The organism is Pseudarthrobacter xylosi (assembly GCF_055412765.1).
Window position 1 is genome coordinate 67,995 of sequence record NZ_JBVAYT010000008.1, and the last position, 21,253, is coordinate 89,247.

At 64.6% G+C, this 21,253-nt stretch carries 21 protein-coding genes; 17 read left to right on the forward strand and 4 right to left on the reverse strand.

The window, feature by feature from the left end:
• Nucleotides 1–2 precede the first annotated feature (2 nt).
• The 12 genes from murG (at nt 3) to dnaE (ending at nt 13,360) form a co-directional block, all read left to right on the forward strand.
• Entirely contained in the window at nt 3–1,103 is a 1,101-nt protein-coding gene (murG, locus tag ACZY1F_RS16375) for an undecaprenyldiphospho-muramoylpentapeptide beta-N-acetylglucosaminyltransferase (RefSeq protein ID WP_463943079.1), read from the forward strand.
• The gene (gene murC / locus ACZY1F_RS16380; protein WP_463943081.1) at nt 1,100–2,476 is read left to right on the forward strand and encodes a UDP-N-acetylmuramate--L-alanine ligase; all 1,377 of its coding nucleotides are present in this window, start codon (nt 1,100–1,102) and stop codon (nt 2,474–2,476) included. Before murG ends, murC begins: the two co-directional genes overlap by 4 nt.
• Entirely contained in the window at nt 2,469–3,398 is a 930-nt protein-coding gene (locus ACZY1F_RS16385) for a cell division protein FtsQ/DivIB (protein ID WP_463943083.1), read from the forward strand. The genes murC and ACZY1F_RS16385 overlap by 8 nt, the downstream gene beginning before the upstream one ends.
• A gap of 187 nt (nt 3,399–3,585) precedes the next feature.
• The gene (ftsZ, locus tag ACZY1F_RS16390; RefSeq protein ID WP_248761656.1) at nt 3,586–4,818 is read left to right on the forward strand and encodes a cell division protein FtsZ; all 1,233 of its coding nucleotides are present in this window, start codon (nt 3,586–3,588) and stop codon (nt 4,816–4,818) included.
• Nucleotides 4,819–4,826: 8 nt separating this feature from the next.
• On the forward strand, nt 4,827–5,516 hold the full coding sequence (locus ACZY1F_RS16395) for a purine nucleoside phosphorylase YfiH/LACC1 family protein (RefSeq protein WP_463943084.1): 690 nt from the start codon (nt 4,827–4,829) through the stop codon (nt 5,514–5,516).
• The gene (locus ACZY1F_RS16400; RefSeq protein WP_463943086.1) at nt 5,509–6,249 is read left to right on the forward strand and encodes a YggS family pyridoxal phosphate-dependent enzyme; all 741 of its coding nucleotides are present in this window, start codon (nt 5,509–5,511) and stop codon (nt 6,247–6,249) included. Before ACZY1F_RS16395 ends, ACZY1F_RS16400 begins: the two co-directional genes overlap by 8 nt.
• Before the next feature lie 88 nt (nt 6,250–6,337).
• On the forward strand, nt 6,338–6,868 hold the full coding sequence (locus ACZY1F_RS16405; RefSeq protein ID WP_056342219.1) for a cell division protein SepF: 531 nt from the start codon (nt 6,338–6,340) through the stop codon (nt 6,866–6,868).
• 120 nt (nt 6,869–6,988) lie between these two features.
• On the forward strand, nt 6,989–7,276 hold the full coding sequence (locus ACZY1F_RS16410; protein WP_160669932.1) for a YggT family protein: 288 nt from the start codon (nt 6,989–6,991) through the stop codon (nt 7,274–7,276).
• Between the two features lie 177 nt (nt 7,277–7,453).
• Nucleotides 7,454–8,149, forward strand: a complete 696-nt coding sequence (locus ACZY1F_RS16415) for a DivIVA domain-containing protein (RefSeq protein ID WP_463943088.1) — start codon at nt 7,454–7,456, stop codon at nt 8,147–8,149.
• Between the two features lie 93 nt (nt 8,150–8,242).
• Nucleotides 8,243–8,833: a signal peptidase II gene (gene lspA / locus ACZY1F_RS16420; RefSeq protein WP_463943090.1), complete on the forward strand. Its 591-nt coding sequence runs from the start codon at nt 8,243–8,245 to the stop codon at nt 8,831–8,833.
• Nucleotides 8,826–9,752 (forward strand): RluA family pseudouridine synthase, encoded by a 927-nt coding sequence (locus ACZY1F_RS16425; RefSeq protein ID WP_463943091.1) that lies wholly within the window; start codon nt 8,826–8,828, stop codon nt 9,750–9,752. The genes lspA and ACZY1F_RS16425 overlap by 8 nt, the downstream gene beginning before the upstream one ends.
• 50 nt (nt 9,753–9,802) lie before the next feature.
• On the forward strand, nt 9,803–13,360 hold the full coding sequence (dnaE, locus tag ACZY1F_RS16430; protein WP_463943093.1) for a DNA polymerase III subunit alpha: 3,558 nt from the start codon (nt 9,803–9,805) through the stop codon (nt 13,358–13,360).
• 2 nt (nt 13,361–13,362) lie between these two features.
• On the opposite strand, the gene ACZY1F_RS16435 is transcribed toward dnaE, so the two are convergent.
• Complete coding sequence (locus ACZY1F_RS16435; protein ID WP_463943094.1) at nt 13,363–13,860, reverse strand: flavin reductase family protein; 498 nt, start codon at nt 13,858–13,860, stop codon at nt 13,363–13,365.
• A gap of 159 nt (nt 13,861–14,019) precedes the next feature.
• Here ACZY1F_RS16435 and ACZY1F_RS16440 point away from each other — a divergent pair, with 159 nt between their 5' ends.
• The 3 genes from ACZY1F_RS16440 to nrdR all read left to right on the forward strand — a co-directional run bounded on the left by ACZY1F_RS16440 (nt 14,020) and on the right by nrdR (nt 16,594).
• Nucleotides 14,020–14,553 carry a hypothetical protein gene (locus ACZY1F_RS16440; protein ID WP_463943096.1) on the forward strand — a complete coding sequence of 178 codons (534 nt, stop codon included), beginning with the start codon at nt 14,020–14,022 and terminating at the stop codon, nt 14,551–14,553.
• Nucleotides 14,554–14,562: 9 nt separating this feature from the next.
• On the forward strand, nt 14,563–15,930 hold the full coding sequence (gene hisD / locus ACZY1F_RS16445; protein WP_463943097.1) for a histidinol dehydrogenase: 1,368 nt from the start codon (nt 14,563–14,565) through the stop codon (nt 15,928–15,930).
• Nucleotides 15,931–16,087: 157 nt separating this feature from the next.
• Nucleotides 16,088–16,594, forward strand: coding sequence for a transcriptional regulator NrdR (nrdR, locus tag ACZY1F_RS16450; RefSeq protein WP_463913318.1), 507 nt, complete (start codon nt 16,088–16,090; stop codon nt 16,592–16,594).
• Nucleotides 16,595–16,671: 77 nt separating this feature from the next.
• Here nrdR and ppgK read toward each other — a convergent pair whose 3' ends face one another.
• Both ppgK and map read right to left on the reverse strand, forming a co-directional pair.
• Nucleotides 16,672–17,475, reverse strand: a complete 804-nt coding sequence (ppgK, locus tag ACZY1F_RS16455) for a polyphosphate--glucose phosphotransferase (protein ID WP_463943099.1) — start codon at nt 17,473–17,475, stop codon at nt 16,672–16,674.
• A gap of 58 nt (nt 17,476–17,533) precedes the next feature.
• The gene (gene map, locus ACZY1F_RS16460) at nt 17,534–18,412 is read right to left on the reverse strand and encodes a type I methionyl aminopeptidase (RefSeq protein ID WP_463943100.1); all 879 of its coding nucleotides are present in this window, start codon (nt 18,410–18,412) and stop codon (nt 17,534–17,536) included.
• Between the two features lie 120 nt (nt 18,413–18,532).
• Here map and ACZY1F_RS16465 point away from each other — a divergent pair, with 120 nt between their 5' ends.
• Nucleotides 18,533–18,700, forward strand: a complete 168-nt coding sequence (locus ACZY1F_RS16465; RefSeq protein ID WP_141140108.1) for an SPOR domain-containing protein — start codon at nt 18,533–18,535, stop codon at nt 18,698–18,700.
• 42 nt (nt 18,701–18,742) lie between these two features.
• On the opposite strand, the gene panB is transcribed toward ACZY1F_RS16465, so the two are convergent.
• Nucleotides 18,743–19,648, reverse strand: a complete 906-nt coding sequence (panB, locus tag ACZY1F_RS16470) for a 3-methyl-2-oxobutanoate hydroxymethyltransferase (protein ID WP_463943102.1) — start codon at nt 19,646–19,648, stop codon at nt 18,743–18,745.
• Between the two features lie 264 nt (nt 19,649–19,912).
• Here panB and glnA point away from each other — a divergent pair, with 264 nt between their 5' ends.
• Nucleotides 19,913–21,253, forward strand: coding sequence for a type I glutamate--ammonia ligase (gene glnA / locus ACZY1F_RS16475; RefSeq protein WP_248761644.1), 1,341 nt, complete (start codon nt 19,913–19,915; stop codon nt 21,251–21,253).

The window sequence follows — 21,253 nt, forward strand, 5'->3', positions numbered from 1 at the left end:
AGATGACTTCCCAGAACCTGTCCATTGTCCTGGCGGGCGGCGGAACCGCCGGCCACATCAGCCCCCTGCTGGCCATCGCGGCCGCCCTGCGTGCGGCCGCGCCCGGTGCCAAGCTGCTTGCTGTGGGTACGCCTGCCGGCATGGAAACCCGGCTGGTGCCCGCCGCCGGCCTGGAACTGGCCACCATCGATCGTGTGCCATTTCCGCGGAAACCTTCCGTTGACCTGCTCAGGTTGCCTGCACGGCTGGCCGGGGCGGTCAGGCAGTCCGGACACATCCTCGACGAAGCCTCGGCCGACGTCCTGGTGGGCGTTGGCGGCTATGTCTGCACACCGCTGTACCTCGCCGCCCGGCGCCGGGGAATCCCCATCGTGATCCACGAGGCCAATACCAGGCCTGGCCTGGCCAACCGGGTGGGATCGTTCCTGACCCGTCACGTGGCCACCGCCTTCGACACCACGCGCCTGCGTCACGCCCGCCATGTGGGCATGCCCATGCGGACCGAAATCTCCAGCCTGGACCGGGTCGCTGCCCGTGCCGCCGCCCGCGAAGCCCTGGGCCTGGATCCCACCACGCCCACACTGATTGTGACCGGCGGTTCCTCCGGCGCCCAGAGCATCAACCGCGCGGTGGCCGCCGCCGTCCAGGACCTTGGCGCGGCAGGAATCCAGACCCTCCACATCACCGGCCGCGGCAAGACGGTTTTGGGGCCCGACGGCGGCCCCCTCGCCGCACCGGGCTACCGGCAGGTGGAGTATGTGGACGGCATGGAACAGGTGTACGCCGCCGCGGACGTGCTGCTCGCACGGGCCGGCGCAGCCACCGTCTGCGAAGTGGCCGCCGTCGGAGTGCCGGCAGTGTTTGTCCCGCTGCCCATCGGCAACGGGGAGCAGGCGCTCAACGCGGCGGGGCTCGTGAACGCCGGTGGCGCACTCCTGGTCCCGGATAAGGACTTCACCGCGCAGTGGGTGGCGAGCCAGCTCATTCCCCTGGTCACAGACCCCGGCCGCCTGGCCACCATGGCCGCCAGCTCACGCCGCCTTGGCATCAGAAACGCCGATCAGCGCATGGCTGATCTTGTCCTGGAAGCGGTATCCGCATGACCCCCGCAAGTATCCGCAGCCAGGAATCCCTGGGCCGCGTCCATTTCATCGGCATCGGCGGGGTGGGAATGTCCGCCGTGGCGCGCATCATGGTGGCCCGCGGAGTTGCCGTCAGCGGATCGGATGCCAAGGACCTTCCGGTGATGGCGGAACTGGCCGCCGCCGGCGCGAGGATCGCCGTGGGATACGCCGCAGCCAACCTGGGCGATGCCAAGACCGTGGTGGCCGGCTCGGCGATCCGTGCGGACAACCCCGAACTGGTGGCCGCGCGTGCTGCCGGCCTGCCGGTGCTGCACCGCTCAGAGGCGCTGGCGGCCACCATGAGGGAGGACCTTGTGGTGACCGTGGCAGGCACGCACGGCAAGTCCACCACCACAGCCATGATCACCGTCCTGCTCCAGGGCGCCGGGATGGATCCCTCGTTTGCCATCGGCGCCAACGTGCCTGCGCTCGGCGTCAATGCCGCCCACGGCACGTCCGGGGTCTTTGTGGCCGAAGCGGACGAATCCGACGGGTCCTTCCTGAACTACCGGCCCAGGATTGCCGTGGTCACCAATGTCGAACCCGATCACTTGGACCACTACGGCACCGCCGAAGCCGTCTACGAGTCCTTCGACCGCTTTACGGCGCTGCTTCCGGCCGACGGCGTCCTGATTGCCTGCGCTGATGACGCGGGGGCCGCGGCCCTTGCAGAGCGCACGCTCGCACGCGGCAACACCCGGGTGGTGTTGTACGGCACTTCGGATGCGTCGGATCTGGTACTGCACGACGGCGGCCCGGGGGACGTGGCAGTCTCCTCACCCGCCGGACGGTTCGCCCTGAACCTGCAGGTCCCGGGCCGGCACAACGCGCTGAACGCCGCCGCCGCCGTCGCCGTCGCACTGGAGCTGGGGGTCGACGCCGACGCTGCCGCAGGTGCCCTGGCGAACTTCTCGGGCGCTTCCCGGCGCTTTGAGCTGAAAGGGGAGGCGCGCGGCGTACGCGTCTATGACGATTACGCCCACCACCCCACCGAGGTGCGGGCCGCCCTGACGGCTGCCCGGTCCGTGGCCGGCGGGCACCGCGTCCATGTCCTGTTCCAGCCGCACCTGTTCTCCCGCACCAGGGAGTTTGCCAGGGAGTTCGCGGAAGCGCTGAACCTTGCGGACACCGCCCTAGTCCTCGATATCTACCCCGCGCGCGAAGATCCCATCCCAGGTGTCACCAGCCAGCTCATCGGCGAACACCTGGCCGCCGGCGGACGCCTGGTGGAGCCGGGCAGGGCGGTTGCTGCCCTTGCGGACGCCGCCGGCCCCGGCGATATCATCCTGACCGTCGGCGCAGGGGACGTCACAGCCTTCGGGCCCCAGATCGTGCAGGCCCTCGGTGGGTAGTCCGCGCCGGCCCAACTACGCTTCACCGGGCAGGCGGCAGCCACCCGCGCCTGCGGAACCGCAGGTCATCTCGGCCTCCAAGAGTGCCCCGGAAGCGGATACCCCTTCTTTGCCCGGCCGGAAGAAAGTGAAGGATGCGGGCAGCAAGCGGTCAGCGGACAAGGCGCCACAGGGTCCCGACAAAGCTACGCAAAGCACTGACAATGTGCTGGTGTTCCCCGAGCCGCCCGCAAAGCGCCGCAAACGGAACATCATGCTGACGCTGGGCACTGTCCTGGCGCTGCTCTGCGCGCTGCTGGCCGCCGCAATCTTCTCGCCGGCCCTTGCCGTAGGCACCGTATCGGTGTCCGGGACCCGGCTCGTCACGACGGAGCAGGTCCAGGCCGCGCTGGAACCGCTGAAGGGCAAGCCCCTGCCCCAGATCAGCGATGAGGAGGTCAGCCGCCTCCTGGCGCCCCTCGTCCAGATCAAATCCGTTTCAACCCAGGCGCGGCCGCCGTCCGGCCTGGTGGTCCAGGTGCATGAGCGGGTTCCGGTGGCACTGGTCAAGCAGGGGGAGCAGTACCAGTTGGTGGATGTGGACGGCGTGGTGCTGGCCAGCCCCGCGGACCCGGCCACGGTTTCCCTGCCCGTGATCGACGGTGGCGCCGGAGCCATCGGCAAGGACCTTTTCCAGGCCACCGCAGCGGTCCTGGGTGCACTTCCGCTGGATGTGCTGTCAAAGCTGTCCAACGCGTCCGCGCAGTCCGTGGATGCCGTGGAGCTCAAACTGGTGGACGGCCAGACCATCATTTGGGGGAATGCGGGGGAGAAGGAGCTCAAAGCCAAGGTGCTCGGAGCCCTGCTCAAGGTTCCCGCGGACCCGAAGAACCCGGTCCGTGTGTACGATGTGAGCGCGCCCCGGCATCCGGTGACGCGCTGATCGCTTTATTTACCCGGTATTCCCGCGACACGCGGCTCCGGTTATTGAATGTCTGAACCATAGGAAATAGCGTTCCAGACATGAGTTACTTGACATAACTATAACCTTCAACTCGAAGGTTAAGGTTCGAAGCTTCAAGCCCGACTCCACAGTTTTCGCAATAGGACACGAACAAGGGACACGTAACGTGGCAGCTCCGCAGAATTACTTGGCCGTCATCAAGGTCGTCGGCATCGGCGGCGGTGGCGTGAACGCAGTCAACCGCATGATCGAGGTCGGCCTCCGGGGTGTTGAATTCATCGCCATCAACACAGATGCCCAGGCTCTGCTGATGAGCGACGCCGACGTCAAACTCGACGTCGGACGTGAACTGACCCGCGGGCTCGGTGCAGGCGCCAACCCCGAGGTTGGCAAGCAGGCTGCGGAGGACCACGCCGACGAAATCGAAGAGGTCATCCGCGGCGCAGACATGGTCTTCGTCACCGCCGGTGAAGGCGGTGGCACCGGAACCGGTGGCGCCCCCGTGGTTGCGCGCATCGCCCGCTCCTTGGGTGCGCTGACCATCGGCGTTGTTACCCGTCCGTTCACCTTCGAAGGCCGCCGCCGAGCGGGCTCCGCCGAGGCCGGCATCGACGCCCTGCGCGACGAAGTCGACACCCTGATCGTGATCCCGAACGACCGCCTCCTGTCCATCAGCGACCGCAACGTCTCCGTCCTGGACGCTTTCCGCTCCGCTGACCAGGTCCTGCTGTCCGGTGTCCAGGGCATCACGGACCTCATCACCACCCCCGGCCTCATCAACCTCGACTTCGCGGACGTCAAGTCCGTGATGCAGGGCGCGGGTTCGGCGCTGATGGGCATCGGATCGGCCCGTGGCGAAGACCGTGCGGTGAAGGCTGCTGAGCTCGCTATTGCGTCACCGCTGCTGGAAGCCTCCATCGACGGCGCCCACGGTGTCCTGCTCTCCATCCAGGGCGGTTCAGATCTGGGCCTCTTCGAAATCAACGAAGCTGCCCGCCTGGTCCAGGAAGTGGCCCACCCCGAAGCCAACATCATCTTCGGTGCCGTGATCGACGACGCACTTGGTGACGAGGCCCGTGTCACGGTCATCGCCGCCGGTTTTGACGACGTCAAGGCCACTTCCCCTTCGATGGACCAGTCGCAGCCGCAGGTTGCGCCGCAGCGGCCCGCAGCGGCCCCCGCTCCGGCCCAGGCGCCTACATCGGGTGGCAGCCACCAGCACAACGTCCAGCCCGTTCATGCAGGCGTTGGTGCGTCAGGCCTCAGCAACTGGGGCCAGCAGCGCCCGTCGGCGGTTCCCGCCGATTCAGGGTTCGACGTCGACCTGCCCTCAGTTGTGGAGCCGGACCTCTCAGGGAACCGCGCCGATGACCTGGATGTCCCCGACTTCCTGAAGTAGGGCCCGGGTTGTTCTATTGGCGGGCCGAAGTCTCTGCTGGCGTGAGTGTGGCGTTTACAGACACCCAGGCCGGCAACCTCGCCCTGCACGTTGGCGACAACGCCGCTGACGTTCTCCAGCGCCGCGAGGCGTTGGAGAACGCGGCAGGCATGGCCCGTGGTTCCCTCCGGTTCATGGAGCAGGTCCACGGCACAGCCGTTGAAATGATGGAGCCGGCCACGCCTGCGCCGACCGCCGATGCCATGGTGTCGCGGGGATTGCCGCTGGCGGTCATGGTGGCCGACTGCATCCCCGCGGTGCTTGTGGGGCAGGGGCCGGACGGTCCGATCCTCGCCGCTGTGCACGCAGGCCGCCCGGGGATAGAAAACGGTATTCTCACGGCGACGGTGGAGCAGATGCGCTCTGCCGGGGCCACAGGCATCCGGGCCTGGTTGGGCCCGTCAATCTGCGGCCGTTGCTATGAAGTGCCCGCCGGCCTTCGCGCCCAAGTGGCAGCCCAGGTGCCCGCAACATGGGCGGCCACATCGTGGCGCACACCGGCACTGGATCTCCCGGCGGGGGCTAAGAGCCAGCTTGAAGCAGTCGGCGTTGGTATTGAATATGCGGGTCCGTGCACGCTCGAGCACGAAGAGCTTTTTTCCTACCGCAGGTCCCACACGACCGGGCGCTTTGCCGGACTGGTGTGGTCACATGAATGAGGACGTGGTGGAGAACAACCCGGCACGGATGGCTGACCTGGCGGAACGCCTCGCCGCCGTGCAGCGTCGCATTGAAGCCGCCGTCCAGGATGCAGGCCGGATGGGGGAACTGCCCACGCTGATTGTGGTCACCAAGTTCCATCCGGCCGCGGACATCAGGCGCCTCGCCTCGCTGGGCGTCCGCGACGTCGGCGAGAACCGGGATCAGGAAGCCTCCTCGAAGGCCGCCGAACTGGCAGGACTCGGCCTCAACTGGCACTTTGTCGGGCAGTTGCAGAGCAAAAAAGCGAAATCCGTGGCCAAGTACGCCCGCGCGCTCCATTCGGTGGACCGGCTGGCCCTGGTGGATGGCCTGGAGCGCGCTATCGCGGCGGAACAGGACCGGACGGGCCGGGGAGACTTGGCGTGCTTCATCCAAGTCAGCCTCGACGACGACGCCGGCGCCCACCGCGGCGGCGCGGCTGCGGCGGAGGTGCCGCTCCTTGCCGAGCGGTTGGCGGCCGCGGCAGGACTGGAACTGGCGGGTGTTATGGCCGTCGCCCCGCTAGGCACCAGTCCGGAGGCGGCCTTCGAAAAGCTGGCAGCCATCTCGGCGAGGTTGGTGGCCGAGCACCCCGGCGCAACAGCCATCTCGGCGGGCATGAGCCAGGACCTGGAAGCGGCCATCCGTTTCGGTGCGACACACCTGCGGATCGGTTCCGATATTCTCGGATCGCGTCCTGACGTGGGGTAGCGTCGAACCCATAGGAAGTGAGTGGCGGGGGATTCAAGGCTGTCAAGTCATTGGGCGGCCCGCCTACGGACACGATTAGGAGTCGACCATGGCCGGCGCTCTGCGCAAGACAATGATCTATCTTGGGCTCGCCGATGGCGATGAACACTACGAGTCCGAGCACACCACAACACGTAAGGACGAGGACGATTCGATGGAAGTTGACCGCGAGGAACGCCGTGCACCGGCACCCGTCCGCGATGTCAGCCGCGAGTCATCCCACGCCCCCGAAGAGGAATACCGCGCACCAGTGACCCCCATCAAGCGTGCGGCCTCGAGCCGCGAAGAACCGTCCGGGCTTCGGCAGATCACCACGATCCACCCGCGGTCCTACAACGACGCCAAGCTCATCGGTGAGAGTTTCCGTGACGGCATCCCTGTCATCATGAACGTGACCGACATGGGCGAAGCGGACGCCAAGCGTCTCGTCGACTTCTCGGCCGGTCTGGTTTTCGGACTCCGGGGCAGCATCGAACGGGTCACCAACAAGGTTTTCCTGCTGTCGCCGTCGTACATTGAGGTCATTGGCGATGACAAAAAGGTCAGCGAGACCCAGGCCAGCTTCTTCAATCAAAGTTAGCCCTGAGCTTATTCCGGATGCCAGGCAGGTACACCTGTCTGGCATCTGTGCTGAAATAGACAAGAAACATTGGCAGGGCACCGCGGTATCCGGAATGGACATGGAGATATGAGTTAAGTCATGGGAATTGTTTTCGGACTTGTCTATATCGCCCTTTTGCTGTTCTTCGTGGCGCTGATCATCCGGCTTGTCTTTGACTGGGTCCAGATGTTTGCCAGGGAATGGCGTCCGCGTGGTGTTGCCCTCGTGGCGGCCCACACTGTGTACTCGATCACGGATCCGCCGCTCAAGGGACTCCGGAGGCTGATCCCGCCGTTGAGGCTCGGAGGGGTGACCTTGGACCTCGGGTTTCTGGTCCTGTTCATCGCCGTAAGCATCGCGATGGCGGTCACCAGGGGTTTCGCGTAACCTTCGACAAGACCTAGCAGCGCAGGCGGAGTTCCTGGAATTGGAACTCCCTCTGGGCCGCGAAGAAATCTCCGGTTTGACACCCAGTGTTGAATTAGAGGAACCAGACAAAATTTAGGTACCGTAGTTTTGACGGCCGGAAGGCCTACTGACTAACTAGACCAATGAGGTGACCAGATGGCTTTGACGCCAGAAGACGTTGTCAACAAGCGCTTTCAGCCGACCAAGTTCCGCGAAGGCTACGACCAGGATGAAGTTGATGACTTCCTGGACGAGATCGTTGTGGAACTCAGGCGCCTGAACCAGGAGAACGACGAGCTCCGCAAGAAGCTTGCAGAATCAGGTTCCGGCGTGCCGGCCAGCTCCGCTGCGTCCGCCCCCGTGGTCGAGAAGGTTCCCGCCCCCGTCAAGGCTGACAAAGTTGAGTCCCCGGCGAAGGCTGAAGTCGAGACTAAAGCTCCCGAGGCTGCCAAGAAGAAGGAAGCCGAGCCGGCCGCACCTGTTGCAGCCGTACCGGCTGCTGCGCCCGCCGCAGCCGCTGGGAGCACGGTATCGGCCGAGTCCGCTGCAGGGCTGCTCGCTATGGCGCAGCAGATGCACGACCGTCACGTCGCCGACGGTCAGTCGCAGAAGGACAAGATCATCGCCGAGGCCCAGATCGAGGCCAGCAGCCTGGTCAACGATGCCCAGGAGAAGTCCCGGAAGATCCTCGGTGCCCTCGAGCAGCAGCGCTCCGTCCTGGAACGCAAGGTAGAGCAGCTCCGCGGCTTCGAACGCGACTACCGCTCACGCCTGAAGGCCTACATTGAAGGCCAGTTGCGCGACCTTGACGCCCGCGGTTCCGTAGCGGCCCCTGAGGTTGAAGCGAACTAGTTCGCCAAGCACGTATTCTGAGAACCGGTGGCTGAGGATTCCTCGGCTGCCGGTTTTTGGGATTTAACATCGGTTTCACAAAATGAAAGCACCATGACTGACCACCTCGCCGCTGACGCCGCAAACCCTTCTCCTTCATCGGCCCGCCCCCGGCGGGCACTCCTGCTCTCGCTCTTCGCCGGCTTCGCGGTCTTTGCGTACGTCCTGGACCAGCTGACAAAACTGTGGGTGACGTCCTCGATGGTGGAGGGTGAACGTATCCCAGTGCTGCCGCCGCTCCTGCACTGGTACTTCATCCGTAATTCCGGCGCCGCATTTTCGATCGGTGAAAATGTCACGTGGGTGTTCTCCATCATCATGGCCGGCGTCTCCATCGCCATCCTGCTCCAAGTGCGCAAGCTGGGCTCGGCCTGGTGGTCGCTGGCACTGGGACTTCTCCTGGGCGGTGCCCTGGGCAACTTGACGGACAGGCTCTTCCGGGAGCCCTCGTTTGGCATGGGGCACGTGGTGGACTTCATCCAGCTGCCAAATTTTGCGATCTTCAACATCGCAGATTCCGCGGTGGTTTCAGCAGTAGTCATCATCTGTATCCTGACGTTGCGGGGGATCGCCCTTGATGGCTCACGGCACGTTGCGGCGCCACGGAAAGAGGCGGCCCAGCCGAAGGACACGGACGGTGTCTGAGCGTGTAGTGGTCGCCGACGACTTCGGCGGAACACGGGCGGACGCCGGGCTCGCCAAGCTGATGGGGATTTCCCGGTCGATGGCCGCGACCCTCATTGCCGAGGGCAACGTGGTGAGCCGCGGCAAGAAGCTCGGCAAGTCCGCGCGGTTGGTTGTCGGCGATGTCCTGGAAGTGACGGTGCCTGAACGACGGGACCCGCTCGAAGTGGTGGAGGAAGTTGTGGAAGGCCTGAAAATCCTGCTGGACGACGACGAATTTGTTGTTGTGGACAAGCCGGTGGGCGTGGCCGCGCATCCTTCCCCCGGTTGGGTAGGACCCACCGTGGTTGGCGGTCTCGCCGGAGCCGGATTCCGGATCTCGACGTCGGGTTCCCCCGAACGGGTGGGGATCGTGCACCGGCTCGACGTCGGTACGTCCGGAGTAATGGTGGTGGCCAAAACGGAGCGCGCCTATACGGCCCTGAAGCGGGCCTTCAAGGAGCGCACCGTGGACAAGGTCTATCACGCGGTGGTCCAGGGCCTACCGGACCCGCTGGAGGGCACTATCGATGCACCAATCGGGCGCCACCCCGGACACGACTGGCGCTTTGCGGTGATCGAAGACGGCCGGCCGTCGATCACGCACTATGAGGTTCTGGAGGCATTTGGCAAGGCCACCCTGGTGGAGGTGCACCTTGAGACTGGGCGCACACACCAGATCCGCGTCCACTTTTCGGCGTTGCGGCACCCATGCGCCGGAGACCTTACCTACGGGGCGGATCCTCGGCTCGCCGCCACCCTGGGCCTGACCCGGCAGTGGCTCCATGCCCGGCAGCTCGGCTTCGACCACCCGGCAACGGGGGAGCGCGTCACCGTTACCAGCGAATACCCGCAGGATCTGGCCTTTGCCCTCGAAGTCCTGGAGTCGGGGGAAGCCTAGCGGCTGGGTCGCTGGGCCATGGGCGCCCGGCCAGCGCTTAGAATGGTGCGGTGACTTCCAGCAATGCCTCGTTCGTCCATCTCCATAACCACACCGAATACTCCATGTTGGACGGCGCGGCCCGCTTGGGTGAGCTCTTCAACGAGACTGAACGCCTCGGGATGCCGGCCCTCGCCACCACCGACCACGGCTACCTGTTCGGGGCCTTCGATTTCTGGAAGCGCGCCACGGACCAGGGGATCAAGCCGATTATCGGCGTCGAAGCCTACGTCACCCCCGGTACCGCGCGGACGGATAAGAGCCGTGTCCGCTGGGGCGAGGAACACCAGCGCAAGGACGACATCTCCGGCGGTGGCTCCTACACCCACATGACGCTGTTGAGCTACAACAACGTCGGCATGCGCAACCTCTTCCGGGCCTCGTCCATTGGCTCGCTGGACGCAGTCTTCGGCAAGTGGCCGCGTTTGGACCGTGAGCTCCTGAACACATACTCCGAAGGCCTGATCGCCACCACCGGCTGCCCTTCGGGGGAGGTGCAGACCCGGCTGCGGCTGGGCCAGTACCGCGAGGCCAAGGAAGCCGCCTCGGAATTCCGTGACATTTTCGGTGCGGAGAACTATTTCTGCGAACTGATGGATCATGGCCTGGACATCGAACGCCGGGTCACTGGAGACCTGCTGCGGCTGGCCAAGGACCTGAACCTGCCACTGGTGGCCACCAACGACCTGCACTACACGCACGAACACGACGCGAAGGCACACGAGGCGCTGCTGGCCATCCAGTCAGGTTCCACGCTGCTGGAACCGTCGTATGACAACGGCGGCTCCCGCTTCGCGTTCTCTGGCAGCGGCTACTACCTCAAGTCCCCGCAGGAGATGCGTGAGCTGTTCAGGGACCACCCGGACGCTTGCGATAACACACTCCTGATCGCCGAGCGCTGCGATGTGTCGTTCAACACCGGCGCCAACTACATGCCGCGGTTCCCCTGCCCGCCGGGCGAGGACGAGACGTCCTGGCTGGTCAAGGAAGTTGCCACGGGGCTGGATTACCGGTACCCGGGCGGCGTCCCTGACAAAGTCCGCACACAGGCTGACTACGAGCTCGAAGTCATCACCTCCATGGGGTTCCCGGGATACTTCCTGGTGGTGGCCGACTTCATCAACTGGGCGAAGAAAAACGGCATCCGTGTCGGTCCGGGCCGTGGCTCCGGAGCCGGTTCGATGGTGGCGTACGCCATGCGTATCACGGACCTTGATCCGCTCCTGCACGGCCTGATCTTCGAGCGGTTCCTCAACCCGGACCGTGTGTCCATGCCTGACTTCGACGTTGACTTCGATGACCGTCGCCGGTCTGAGGTCATCGACTATGTGACCCGGAAATACGGCGACGAGCGCGTGGCAATGATTGTCACGTACGGCACCATCAAAACCAAGCAGGCGCTGAAGGACTCCTCCCGTGTGTTGGGCTACCCGTTCAGCATGGGGGAGCAGCTGACCAAGGCGCTCCCGCCGGCCGTGATGGCCAAGGACATCCCGCTCGCCGACATCCAGAACAAGGACTCGAAGCGCTACAGCGAGGCAGGCGACTTCCGCCAGCTGATCGCTAGCGATCCCGAGGCCGCGAAGGTCTTCGAGACTGCCCTCGGCATTGAGGGGCTGAAGCGCCAGTGGGGCGTGCACGCCGCAGGCGTCATTATGTCCTCGGACCCCATCATCGACGTCATCCCGGTCATGCGTCGTATCCAGGACGGCCAGGTGATCACGCAGTTCGATTACCCCACCTGTGAGGGCCTGGGCCTGATCAAGATGGACTTCCTCGGCCTGCGGAACCTGACGATCATTTCGGACGCCCTGGAGAACATCAAGCTCAATCGCGGCCTGGACCTGGACCTGGACAGCCTGGCCCTGGACGACGTGGCCTCGTATGAACTGCTGGCCCGTGGCGACACCCTGGGCGTTTTCCAGCTTGATGGCGGCCCGATGCGGTCCCTGCTGAAGCTGATGAAGCCTGACAACTTCGAAGACATCTCCGCCGTGCTGGCTCTTTACCGGCCCGGTCCGATGGGCGCCAACGCGCACACTGACTACGCGCTGCGCAAAAACGGGATCCAGGAAGTCATCCCGATCCACCCCGAGCTCAAGGAACCCCTTGCTGAAATCCTAGGCGGGACCTATGGCCTGATCGTCTATCAGGAGCAGGTGATGGCCGTAGCCCAGAAACTCGCCGGCTATTCCCTCGGGCAGGCAGATATCCTGCGGCGCGCCATGGGCAAAAAGAAGAAATCCGAGCTGGACAAGCAGTTCGCAGGCTTCTCCCAGGGCATGCAGGACAACGGCTACTCCATGGCCGCAGTGAAGACCCTGTGGGACATCCTGCTGCCCTTCTCCGACTACGCCTTCAACAAGGCCCACTCGGCCGCGTATGGCGTGATCTCCTATTGGACCGCGTACCTGAAGGCCCACTTTGCGCCGGAGTACATGGCTGCCCTGCTGACGTCGGTCGGTGACGACAAGGACAAATCGGCAATCTACCTCAACGAATGCCGGCGCATGGGAATCACCGTGCTGCCGCCGGACGTGAACGAATCAGCGCTGAACTTCACCCCGGTAGGCACCGACATCCGCTTCGGCATGGGCGCCATCCGCAACGTGGGCGTCAACGCCGTCGAAGCCATGGTGGCCGCGCGCGAAAAGGAAGGCGCCTACACGTCCTTCAAGGACTACCTCATGAAGGTCCCCGCGGTGGTCTGCAACAAGCGGACCATTGAATCCCTGATCAAGGCCGGAGCCTTTGATTCCCTCAATCACCACCGGCGTGCGCTGGCGATGATCCATGAAGAGGCCATTGACTCCGTCATTACCCTCAAACGAAACGAAGCGATCGGCCAGTTCGACCTCTTCGCCGGTTTCGAGGAGGCCGAATCCGAAGCGTCGCTGAGCATCGAGATCCCTGACCTGCCGGAATGGGAGAAGAAGGACAAGCTCTCCTTTGAGCGCGACATGCTCGGCTTGTATGTGTCAGACCACCCGCTGCAGGGCCTGGAAGGACTCCTCAGCCAGCACGCGGACCAGTCCATTACGTCAATCATCGGCGAAGACGGGCCGCACGACGGCGCCATCATCACCATCTCGGGCATGATCACCTCACTCAGCCGCAGGATCGCCAAGGCGAGTGGCAACGCCTATGCCCGTGCCGAAATCGAAGACCTCGGCGGTTCGATGGAGGTGATGTTCTTCGGCCAGGTCTATGGCCCCATCGCCTCGGTCCTTGCCGAGGACCTGATCGTGGTGGTCAAGGGCCGCCTGCAGCGACGTGACGACGGTGCCGTAACGCTGAACTGCATGGAACTGTCCGTTCCGGACCTCAGTGAAGGAACCAACGGGCCCGTGCTGATTTCGATGCCCACCCACAAGGCAACCGAGGCTGTTGTCACCGAACTCGGCGATGTCCTTCGGAACCACCGGGGGAACTCTGAGGTCCGGCTGCACCTGCAGGGGGACACCCGGACGGAAGTCATGGGCCTGCCCGTCCATCTCAGGGTCAACCCCAGTCCGTCACTTTTCGGTGACCTGAAGGTGCTCCTGGGCCCAACCTGCCTGGATAATTAGAGTCAGATCTCGTAGTCCAGGGGGACCGGCTGGCCATAGCCGCCGGAGTGGTACAGGAGCGGCGAGCCGTCGTCGCCCACTTCGCCGTCCACAACCTCGACAACCACCACGGCATTGTTCTCGAACGAGAGCCGCATCTGGATCTTGCCGATCAGCCAGCCCGCGACGTCTTTAAGGATCGGGACGTCGTGCGGGCCAAGTTTCCAGTGGTCCCCGCCGAACCTGTCCTTGGTGCGCGCGAAACGGTCCGCCAGCGCCTGGTTTTCCAGGCCCAGCATGTGGACACCGAGGTGGGTTGCGTTGGCCACGGCCGGCCAGGAACTTGAACTGCGGGCCATGTTGAAGGTGAACCGCGGCGGCTGTGCGGAAAGTGACGCCACTGACGTGGCGGTAAAGCCGTAGGGCTCGCCCTGGTAATTCACGGTGATGATGGCGACCCCGGCCGCATGCCGCCGGAACATTTCCTTGAAAGTGCCCTCGAACGGCGTCTTGTCTGTCATCTTGAACGGGCTCCCTGGAAAAAGCAGGCTGAAATGGACTCTGCCTTAAGGGTATTAGTCCCCGCCGGACAGGGAGGAATCCCCGGACCCGCCACGTCATCTGTCAAGACTGCCCACGTCATCTGACCGGACACTCCGGGATTTGTTAAGGTTTGTTTCATGAGAGAACACATCAGCCGCCGGTCCGCCGTGCTGCCGTGGAAATGGTTTGCCGCTGCTGCTGCCGGTGGTGTTCCTGTCGGCCTGTTGTGGTGGCTGCTCGCGCCGGGCGGCTTGAACCTGATCACGCGCGACCCCGCCCTGGCAGCGGGGACCAATCCGGACGTATGGCTGCCCAGGGACCTCACCCTTGCTGGACTTTGCGTGTTCGCTGGGTGCTTGGTGGCCGTCTTCCTGACCGATAAAGGCGGCCGCGATGCGCAGGCGGCCTTTCTCCTGGGCATGGCCGGTGGATTGGGCGGGGCCCTGATCGCGTGGCTGACCGGCGTCCTTGCGGGCCAGCTCTGGGGCGGACCCGCAGACACGTCGGTCAATGCCAGCGTTGCGTTCTCGCTCCGGTCCCTGCCCGTGCTTGTTTTGTGGCCGGCCGCGACCGCCGCGTCCGTGTTTGTCCTGAGCCTGGTGAACCTGCTCAGGAGCGGTCCCGGGATTACGGGCACGCCGGTAGCCGAAGGCAGGGCGCCCGGCGCGTAAAATGGACCGGTGACCATTTCTCCTGAATTTCCAGCCACACCTACTGCCGCCGCTGTCAGCTTCCGGACAGTCGATCTTCGCGGCAGGGGCCTGACCCTCGCCGGTTTACGCGCCGCTGTTCCCCGTGCGCGGCAGCACACCGTGGCGGATGCAGAACAAAAGGTCCTGGACATCATCAAGGCCGTCCGCGCCGACGGCTTCACCGCCCTTAGTGACCTGGCACTCCGTTTCGACGGAGTCCAGCAGGTCCACCCGCGGGTCCCGGCAGCCTCGCTTGCCCGGGCGCTGGCGGAGCTGGATCCGGCGGTCCGCGGAGCGCTGGAAGAATCCATCAGCCGCGCCCGGCGCTTCGCGGACGGTCAGCGGCCGCGCGATCTCGACGTCGAACTCGGCGACGGCGCGCTGGTGAGCCAGAACTGGGTTCCGGTCTCACGGGTGGGTTTGTACGTGCCCGGCGGCCTCGCCGTCTATCCGTCGTCGGTCATCATGAATGTTGTCCCGGCCCTGGCCGCGGGAGTGCAGTCCATCGCCCTGGCGTCGCCGCCGCAGAAAGACTTCGGCGGCCTCCCGCACCCCACCATCCTCGCGGCAGCGGCCCTGCTCGGCATCGACGAGGTCTACGCGATCGGCGGGGCACAGGCCATCGCTGCTTTCGCCTACGGCGTGGAGGCAAATGACGCCGGGCCCGCGTTGGAGCCCGTTGATGTGGTCACGGGTCCGGGAAACATATTTGTGGCGACGGCGAAGCGCCTGGTCAAAGGTGTGGTGGGAATCGATTCCGAGGCGGGGACCACCGAAATCGCCATCCTGGCTGATTCGACGGCGCAACCTGACCTCGTGGCAGCAGACCTGATCAGCCAGGCGGAGCACGACCCCCAGGCGGCGTCCGTGCTCATCACGGACTCGGAGGACCTTGCCGCGGCAGTCCGGGCCGAACTGGACCGGCAGGCGGCCGGCACCAAGCACTCCGCGCGCGTAGCTGAGGCACTGTCCGGCCCGCAGTCGGGAGTGGTCCTGGTGGAGGACCTGGAACAAGGCATCGCCGCGTGCGACGCCTACGCCGCTGAACACCTCGAAATCATGACCGCGGATGCGCCGGCGGTAGCAGCCCGGATCCGGAACGCCGGGGCGATCTTTGTGGGGGACTACAGTCCCGTCAGCCTGGGCGACTACTGCGCCGGATCCAACCACGTCCTGCCCACCAGCGGGACGGCCGCGTTTTCCTCCGGACTGAATGTCACCACCTTCCTGCGCGCCATTCAGGTCATCAACTACAGCCGCGCCGCGCTGAAGGAAGTCAGCGGCCACATTGTGAGCTTGTCCGGTGCCGAGGACCTGCCGGCGCACGGTGAAGCTGTCACGGCACGCTTCCGCTAGGCCGTTGACGCAACGGATGCATCGCCGGCCGCGGTCACCACTACATGTGGTAATTACAGGATTGTTATTCCGCAACATGTAGTCGTAAACTGAGGGACGGAGAGGTCCGCCGGGACCGGAAACATCGGCGCCGGAAGACATCGAGGGAGGGGACACCATGTACTGTCCATTTTGCCGCAATCCGGACTCCCGTGTTGTGGACAGCCGCATGGCCGATGACGGCTCGGCCATCCGCCGCCGCCGGCAGTGCCCGGAATGCGGCCGCAGGTTCACCACCGTCGAAACCACCAGCCTTTCGGTGATCAAACGCTCCGGGGTGGGTGAACCCTTCAGCCGCAGCAAGGTTATCAACGGCGTGCGTAAGGCATGCCAGGGCAGGCCGGTCAGCGAAGATGACCTGGCGCTCCTTGCCCAAGAGGTGGAGGAGCAGATACGGGCTTCCGGCGCCGCCGAAATCGACGCCCATGAAGTTGGCCTGATCATCCTTGGTCCGCTGCAGAAGCTTGACCAGGTGGCCTACCTCCGCTTTGCCAGCGTGTACCAGGCGTTCGAATCCCTCGAGGACTTCGAGACCGCCATTGCACTGCTCCGCCATGAATCAGCGGAAGAAGGCACGCAAAGCCCGGCGCCGTCCGCCAAGAGCTCCGAAAAGAGCCCCCTCTAAACTCCGGTGGTGGCCGCGGAGGGGAAGCCGCCGCCACCACCGGCACCGGCTGCCTCTCGGCGCCGGTCAGCCCACGGTTATTTTGTGAGCTTGTGCTTCACGGCAATCTCGACGGCGGCGCCGACGATCCCGGCCTCATTCTTGAGTTCGGCCGGCACGATCGGGGTCCGCAGTTTCATGTGCGGCAGGTATTCGTCGGCGCGCTTGGAGATTCCGCCGCCCACGATGAACAGTTCGGGCGAGAAGAGGAATTCCACGTGGGAGAAGTAGCGCTGCAGCAGCACGCTGTATTCCTCCCAGGTCAGTCCGTCCCGTTCACGGGCCACGGCCGAGGCTTTGCTTTCGGCGTCAAAGCCGTCGATCTCCAGGTGCCCCAGTTCCGCGTTGGGGACGAGGCGGCCGTCGAAGATGAATGCGGAGCCGATTCCGGTGCCCAGGGTGATGACCAGGACAGTTCCGTCCACACCCTTGCCCGCTCCATAACGGGCTTCCGCCAGACCAGCGGCGTCGGCGTCGTTGATGACCTCCACCGGACGGCCAAGCCGTGCGGTGAACAACGCGTCAATATCGGTGTTGAGCCAGCTCTTGTCCACATTGGCCGCCGAATGGACCACGCCGTGCTGGATGATGCCGGGGAAGGTGACTCCTACCGGCGAGTCCGCGGCCGGAGCCTCGGGGCGGCTTGAAAGCTCGGCAACAACCTGCGCCACAACGTCGGCTACGGCGTCAGGGGTGGCGGGCTGGGGCGTAGGTACGCGGAACCGCTCACCCAGGAGCTTGCCCTTTTTCAGGTCGACAATGCCGCCCTTGATTCCCGTGCCGCCGATGTCAATGCCGATCAGCGGGGCGTTCTTGTGCGACTTCTCGTCCTTCTTGGCCAATGTTGTTCCGTTCGTGGCTGGGCGGGCTGGTCGGCCGGACGGCTGACCGGAAAAATTTTCAGGGGAGCGTGAGGATTTCGGCGCCGGCCTCTGTTACCAGCAGGGTGTGCTCAAACTGGGCGGTGCGCTTGTGGTCCCGGGTGACAACTGTCCAGTCGTCCTCCCACATGTCCCATTCGACGGTGCCGAGGGTCAGCATGGGTTCGATGGTGAACACCATGCCGGTCTCGATCACCGTGTTGTAGGCCGGCGCTGCATCATAGTGCGGGATGATCAGACCCGTATGGAACGCTTCGCCGACGCCGTGCCCGGTGAAGTCCCGCACCACGCCGTAGCCGAACCGCTTGGCGTAGGACTGGATGGCGCGGCCGATCACGTTGATCTCCCGGCCGGGGGCCACGGCTTTGATGGCGCGGTTGAGGGATTCCCGGGTGCGCTCCACCAGCAGGCGTGATTCGTTGTCCACGTCACCCACCAGGAACGTGTGGTTCGTGTCGCCGTGGACGCCGTTGATGAAAGCCGTGATGTCGATGTTGAGGATGTCGCCGTCCTGGACCACCGTGCTGTCCGGGATGCCGTGGCAGATCACTTCATTGAGCGAGGAGCACAGGGACTTCGGGAACCCGCGGTAGCCCAGTGTGGACGGGTAGGCATTGTGGTCCAGCAGGAATTCGTGGCCCACCTTGTCCAACTGGTCGGTGGTCACTCCGGGCCTGATGTGGTTGCCCACCTCAACGATGGCCTGTGCCGCGATCCGGCTGGCGATCCGGATTTTCTCAACGGTCTCGGCGGATTTGATCTCGGAGCCGGTGAACTTGGCCGGTCCGGGCTTGCCCACGTATTCCGGGCGCGGGATGGACGCGGGGACGGGGAGCTGCGGGCTGACGGTTCCCCGGGTCAGGGTGCCGGTAGGTGCAGTCGAGGCTAGGGAAGGCATAGATTGATCATATAAGGCACCGCATTAGCCCAAGTAACTGGAAGCCCCAAGCTGTCCGCATCGACGTTCAAGTTACGTGGATCACGGCCGGGCCGCCGCCAGCCGGAACGAGGAGCACCGATGACTGAGTACTGGTACAACGTAAACACCCACGAGGTGGAGGAAGACGCACTCTCGGACTGGAGCCAGCTGATCGGCCCCTACAAAACGCGGGAAGAGGCCGAACATGCCCTCGAAAAGGTCCGGGCCCGCAACGAGGCCTGGGACAAACAGGACGACCAAGACTGACACGCGAGGGGCCCCTGGCGAGCTTGGGGAGTGCGTCAGACGCTAGAAGGAGTGTTCCGGGCCGGGGAACTGTCCTGAGCGGACGTCATCACCGTACGCCTTCGCCGCGTCACTGAGCGTCGTGCGCAGGTCGGCGTACTGCTTGACGAACTTCGCCATCCTGCCGCCGCGGAACCCGGCCATGTCCTGCCACACCAGCACCTGCCCTGTGGTGGCATTGCCGGCGCCGATCCCCACCGTCGGCACGCTGACCGCCGCGTCAACGGCGGCTGCCGTGTCCGCTGGAACCATTTCCATCAGGACGGCGAACGCCCCCGCCTCAGCCAGCGCCACGGCGTCGTCAATCAGGCGCTGCGCATCATCCCCGCGGCCTTGGACCCGGTAACCGCCCAGCGCGTGTTCACTCTGGGGGGTGAAGCCGATATGGGCCATGACCGGGATGCCCGCCTGGACCATGGCCCGGACAGTTTCCGCGTAGTATTGTCCGCCCTCGATCTTGACCGCATGGGCCAGCCCCTCCTTGAGGAACCGGACGCCTGTTTCCACACCCTGCTGCGCCGATACTTCGTAACTGCCGAACGGCAGGTCTGCCACCACAAGGGCGCGCTTTGCGGACCGTGCCACGGCGCGGCAGAGGGGCAGGAGTTCATCCACCGTGACCGGCAGGCTGGTCTCGTTGCCGAAAACGTTGTTGGATGCCGAATCGCCCACCAGGAGCACCTCGATACCGGCCTGGTCGAAGATCTCCGCGCTGTACTGCTCATAGGCGGTCAGCATGGCGAAGCGTTTGCCGTCCCGCTTGGCCTGCTGCAGGTGGTGGATGCGCACCCGGGGTGCGGGCTTCGCGTTTACTTCCGACGACGGCGCCTGCACCGGTGCAGGTCCGTTTCCGTAAGGTGCGTGTACTTCAGCGGACGCGCTTGACTCAGAGCTATTGGTTGAGGCCATGGCAAGAGCGTAATGCGGCAGCAGCAGGCATAGCCACCGTGGACGGGCCGGCGGGCCGTGATCCGCGTCATATTCAGGGGCCTGCACGGGCCATTTCTGCCACTGGTTACCGCGGCCGTCAATGGTTGCTGTGTTAACGCTGTGTTACGTGCGGTGCCGTCGCCCACATGGGAGCCGATTGCTTAGTAAAGTGAAGGTGAACTGCTGCCGGCCGCCGCTTCCGCGGACCCGGGGCATGAACGATTGACCGGAGAAGAGGCCATTATGGACCGCCAGCAAGAGTTTGTCCTGCGCACAATCGAGGAGCGCGACGTACGGTTCGTACGTTTGTGGTTCACCGACGTCGTGGGTTCACTCAAATCGGTGGCACTCGCCCCGGCCGAGGTTGAAGGTGCCTTCGAAGAAGGGCTCGGTTTCGACGGTTCAGCCATCGAAGGCCTGGCACGCGTGTTCGAATCGGACATGCTGGCGCAACCGGATCCGTCCACGTTCCAGATCCTGCCTTGGCGTGGCGAGACGGAACAGACTTCGCGCATGTTCTGCGACATCCTGACTCCGGACGGCGAACCGTCGGCCGCGGACCCCCGCAATGTCCTCAAGCGCACGCTGGCCAAGGCCGCGGACATGGGGTTTACGTGCTACACGCACCCGGAGATCGAGTTCTACCTCCTCAAGTCCCAGCAGCCCGGGCCCGACGGGGCGCCGATACCCGTTGACGAAGGTGGCTACTTCGACCACGTTCCCGGCGGCGTGGCCCAGGATTTCCGCCGCACGGCCGTGACCATGCTGGAATCCGTGGGTATTTCGGTTGAGTTCAGCCACCATGAAGCCGGTCCCGGCCAGAACGAGATCGACCTGCGCTACGCGGACGCCCTGCAAACGGCGGACAACATCATGACGTTCCGCACGGTGATCAAGGAAGTGGCCCTCCAGCAGGGCACCTACGCCACGTTTATGCCCAAGCCCTTCACTGACCACCCCGGCTCCGGGATGCACACCCACTTCTCGCTGTTCGAGGGCGACACCAATGCATTTTATGAGGCGGGCGCCGAATTCCAGCTCTCCAAAACCGCCCGCCAGTTCATCGCGGGCATCCTGAAGCACGCCCCAGAGTTCACAGCTGTGACCAACCAGTTTGTGAACTCCTACAAGAGGCTTTGGGGTGGCGGCGAAGCGCCGAGCTACCTCAGCTGGGGCCACAACAACCGTTCGGCCCTGGTCCGGGTCCCGCTGTACAAGCCCGGCAAGGGCCAGTCGGCCCGCATCGAATACCGTGGCATTGATTCGGCAGCGAACCCCTACCTTGCCTATGCCGTCCTGCTGGGGGCCGGGCTGAAGGGGATTGAAGAAGGCTACGACCTGCCCGCCGCAGCAGAGGACGACGTCTGGTCACTGAGCTCCGCCGAGCGCCGTGCCATGGGCCACGACCCCCTACCCGCCAGCCTTCACGATGCCATCAGGTCCATGGAGGACTCGGAGCTGATGCCGCAGATCCTCGGTGAGCAGGTCTTCGAGCACTTCCTGCGCAACAAGCGTGCCGAATGGCAGGACTACCGGCTCCAAGTGACGCCCTACGAACTCCAGCGCAACCTCGGCATTCTCTAG

What these genes read in the sequence shown, in the direction of transcription:
- glnA (WP_248761644.1), top strand. Translation starts at nt 19,913, where the DNA reads ATGGACCGCCAGCAAGAGTTTGTCCTGCGCACAATCGAGGAGCGCGAC.
- ACZY1F_RS16400 (WP_463943086.1), top strand. Translation starts at nt 5,509, where the DNA reads ATGAATGAGGACGTGGTGGAGAACAACCCGGCACGGATGGCTGACCTG.
- ACZY1F_RS16405 (WP_056342219.1), top strand. Translation starts at nt 6,338, where the DNA reads ATGGCCGGCGCTCTGCGCAAGACAATGATCTATCTTGGGCTCGCCGAT.
- ACZY1F_RS16410 (WP_160669932.1), top strand. Translation starts at nt 6,989, where the DNA reads ATGGGAATTGTTTTCGGACTTGTCTATATCGCCCTTTTGCTGTTCTTC.
- ACZY1F_RS16465 (WP_141140108.1), top strand. Translation starts at nt 18,533, where the DNA reads ATGACTGAGTACTGGTACAACGTAAACACCCACGAGGTGGAGGAAGAC.
- murG (WP_463943079.1), top strand. Translation starts at nt 3, where the DNA reads ATGACTTCCCAGAACCTGTCCATTGTCCTGGCGGGCGGCGGAACCGCC.
- lspA (WP_463943090.1), top strand. Translation starts at nt 8,243, where the DNA reads ATGACTGACCACCTCGCCGCTGACGCCGCAAACCCTTCTCCTTCATCG.
- ACZY1F_RS16440 (WP_463943096.1), top strand. Translation starts at nt 14,020, where the DNA reads ATGAGAGAACACATCAGCCGCCGGTCCGCCGTGCTGCCGTGGAAATGG.
- nrdR (WP_463913318.1), top strand. Translation starts at nt 16,088, where the DNA reads ATGTACTGTCCATTTTGCCGCAATCCGGACTCCCGTGTTGTGGACAGC.
- ACZY1F_RS16435 (WP_463943094.1), bottom strand. Translation starts at nt 13,860, where the DNA reads ATGACAGACAAGACGCCGTTCGAGGGCACTTTCAAGGAAATGTTCCGG.
- murC (WP_463943081.1), top strand. Translation starts at nt 1,100, where the DNA reads ATGACCCCCGCAAGTATCCGCAGCCAGGAATCCCTGGGCCGCGTCCAT.
- map (WP_463943100.1), bottom strand. Translation starts at nt 18,412, where the DNA reads ATGCCTTCCCTAGCCTCGACTGCACCTACCGGCACCCTGACCCGGGGA.
- panB (WP_463943102.1), bottom strand. Translation starts at nt 19,648, where the DNA reads ATGGCCTCAACCAATAGCTCTGAGTCAAGCGCGTCCGCTGAAGTACAC.
- ACZY1F_RS16415 (WP_463943088.1), top strand. Translation starts at nt 7,454, where the DNA reads ATGGCTTTGACGCCAGAAGACGTTGTCAACAAGCGCTTTCAGCCGACC.